This is a genomic window from Pseudovibrio denitrificans JCM 12308 (assembly GCF_001310815.1).
In the GTDB taxonomy this organism is placed as follows: domain Bacteria; phylum Pseudomonadota; class Alphaproteobacteria; order Rhizobiales; family Stappiaceae; genus Pseudovibrio; species Pseudovibrio denitrificans.
The window spans coordinates 1-2672 of sequence record NZ_BAZK01000057.1 but is presented as its reverse complement, the minus strand read 5'-3'; the positions used below and the strand labels follow the sequence as shown (position 1 = coordinate 2672).

The following is a 2672-nucleotide window of genomic DNA, read 5'->3' as shown; positions in this document are numbered from 1 at the left end:
ACTTTCAGCTTGCGGCCAGATGCCTGGCCAGCCAGATGACGATCACGGGAGAATTTGGAAAACATAGTCAGCCCAACCATTAGAAACTGGTTGAGGCTGTAGATTTATCCCGCCCCTTTCAAGGGATCAAAAGGCGCAGATCCAGCCCATGATCGCGATGCATGAGCTGGAGTATCGATCTGATGGCAAAATTGGTGAATTGACATGTCAAAACACGCAATTTTGCTGAAGCAAATTCAGTAGATATCGAAGTCTATGAAGAGACTTATGTTTGTTACCTGCCAGGCATCAACACTAGGATTAGATCTTTGCGGCCCACCTAGTACACAGCGCAATTCACCATACCCTCATGAACCAAAACTATATGTTTTGTGCTTATTCACCCTAGGTTTTGAGATCTGAAAAAGAAGAAGTAGTTGCTCAATCAACCACTAAATCTCTATGATATTACTTCATCAGCAGTGTGTGTGTAATGTCTACGTTTTGCGAGGGCAGCCTTTTTAATTTGAGTAATGCTTGTTAAAGGAGAAATGTTCCCGTCTTCAATAATGGTATCTCCAGTGAAGATAATTTCTTCAAGTAAATTGCTATTTACCAAAGGTTCGAGAGATTTAATCTTTCCGCAATCAATGAAGTGTGCTTTCTTTAATTTTGGTAAAGCGCCTAAAGCACTTAAGTCACTGATTTTTTTGCAGGAATTAAAAATTACAGACTCTAGAAGTTTACATTCATCCAGTTTAAGTAGACACTCTAACTTAGGCGAGTTCGCTATGTCTAGCTCTACTAGATTATGCAGATTTTCGATACCATTTAGATCAATCAATTTTCTTGAGCTTAGTTGAAGTCTTTCTAAAAGTTTCAACTCCATTATTTTTTCAAGATTCTGAAATGGGAAGTTTACTATATTTAGTTGCATTAAAGTAGTGCAACTAAATACATCCGAAGCTTTTGGTCTCCAGAAGAGGCTGAGTTTTTTCAATTTTGAAAAAGAAGTAAACTCAGGCGCTTTTGTAAACTGACACTGAATCCCCAATGATCTAAGGTTTGTCAATTTGTTTAAGGGCGTTAGATCTTTAACATCCCAGTCATATATCTCTAATCCTTGCAACTGCGGAACTGATGTGAGGAACGAGATATCCTCACCTTTCCAGCCATTCGCCCGACTAATTCGTAACGAAGAGATATTCTCTTTTTCAACTATCCATCTAAAGTTGTCCTGCCATGGCCCATGCAAAATTAAACACTTGCCAGAAGCAATAAAGGTTTCTGGATTGTCACAAATTGAATACTTTTCTTTATTCAATATGGTGGTCTATCTTTGTAAGAGGACAAGCGTAAAGTGTTTCATATTTATCATGAGGATCGTTAGAAGCCTAGACAGGCTTCCTCATAATCCCATCGACCACTTTTGAAACCAATGTCCAAGTAAGCTTGCACTTTCTGATAATCAACGTCTGGAGGTACATCTACTGCTACCAGTTTCGGTTGGTCACTAATTTCTGAGCTACAACCCAATTGCTGCAGTTCATTTCTTGTGACAGACACGTATGTTTCATCGTTAAACCAAATACGCAGAGTACTGTGTCCAGACACTTCAATAATTTCATTTGCATATTTTTGTCCATCATTTTCTATGATTGACACTGTGTCCCCATATGCAACTCCTGTGGCGTAAAAGTATATTGTCAATTAAGTATCCACGTTCAGTAGGTTTTGTCCAAATCGACTCGATCTCGTGATCTGTAGAGTCTCCAACTTGCACAATGAACAATACTTTCTCGTGTTTATCTTCCGAAGTCATTTGGCACCTTTGTTTAGATTGCATTTCCTGCATAAAATTTGACCGTTTTCCAAGGTGCCGTCACCACCCTGCGACTTCGCGATAATATGATCCCTATGTTTCTCATTGTCAGGAGGGGTTACGCCTTTTTGTGATTGTTTTCCCGGTACTACCTTTACCCCACACTTTACACAAACATTATCTCCAGCAAACATGGCTGCGTTTTCCGCATCAATTGCTTGCTTTGTCTTTTTAGTAAATGATTTACCTGCTCTTGTCCCGCCAGCGACACCAGCTTTGACCAATTTGAACGCTTTGGCAATTGGGACTGCACCAGCTGCGGCAGAAACATAATCAGCTGGTGTTTGTGCAGCAAGCACTTCATTAACTGTGCTTACAACTGGCGCATATGTATTTATTGCCTCAAAAGTTGCTTCAACAATTACTTGGTCAGTACTTCTTCGACCTCTTTCAATATATGAACGATCACCGTAGTCATATCGGTCATAGGTATGCCCATAGTCATACCCTTCGTCTCTGTAGTCACTGTAGTCATATGATCTACGTTCACTTGAAGAACGACCATGTCGGTCGCGTGCATTACGAAACTCTCGGTACTCATCTTGGTTTCGTGCTCCTGATGTTACTCCCTTGCTACCGATCTCGTTGAAATCGTCAATGCGATGTCCAGACGGATCCTTAAAAGTGATTGGGTTGTTGAGTGCATAGCTGTATCGGTTGCTTCCGACATAAGGATCAGTTGGACCCAACCAATCCGACTGTATGAAGCGAGCCAGATCAGCATCGTAATAACGGGCATTGAGATAAGTTAGGCCAGTTTCCGGATCATCACGTTCGCCAATCCAGCCCTTGCTTTCGCGCGGTGTATCAG

Annotated in this window: 3 protein-coding genes; all 3 read right to left on the bottom strand. The window is 41.1% G+C overall.

Annotation, left to right across the window (positions count from 1 at the left end):
- Positions 1 to 439: 439 nt before the first annotated feature.
- Positions 440 to 1303 (bottom strand): leucine-rich repeat domain-containing protein, encoded by an 864-nt coding sequence (locus JCM12308_RS27330; protein ID WP_128647539.1) that lies wholly within the window; start codon positions 1301 to 1303, stop codon positions 440 to 442.
- 62 nt (positions 1304 to 1365) lie between these two features.
- The gene (locus tag JCM12308_RS31155) at positions 1366 to 1689 is read right to left on the bottom strand and encodes a DUF4265 domain-containing protein (RefSeq protein WP_280138432.1); all 324 of its coding nucleotides are present in this window, start codon (positions 1687 to 1689) and stop codon (positions 1366 to 1368) included.
- A 108-nt stretch (positions 1690 to 1797) separates the two neighbouring features.
- The coding region (locus JCM12308_RS27320) for an RHS repeat-associated core domain-containing protein (protein WP_174519227.1) at positions 1798 to 2672 on the bottom strand (875 nt) is incomplete at its 5' end.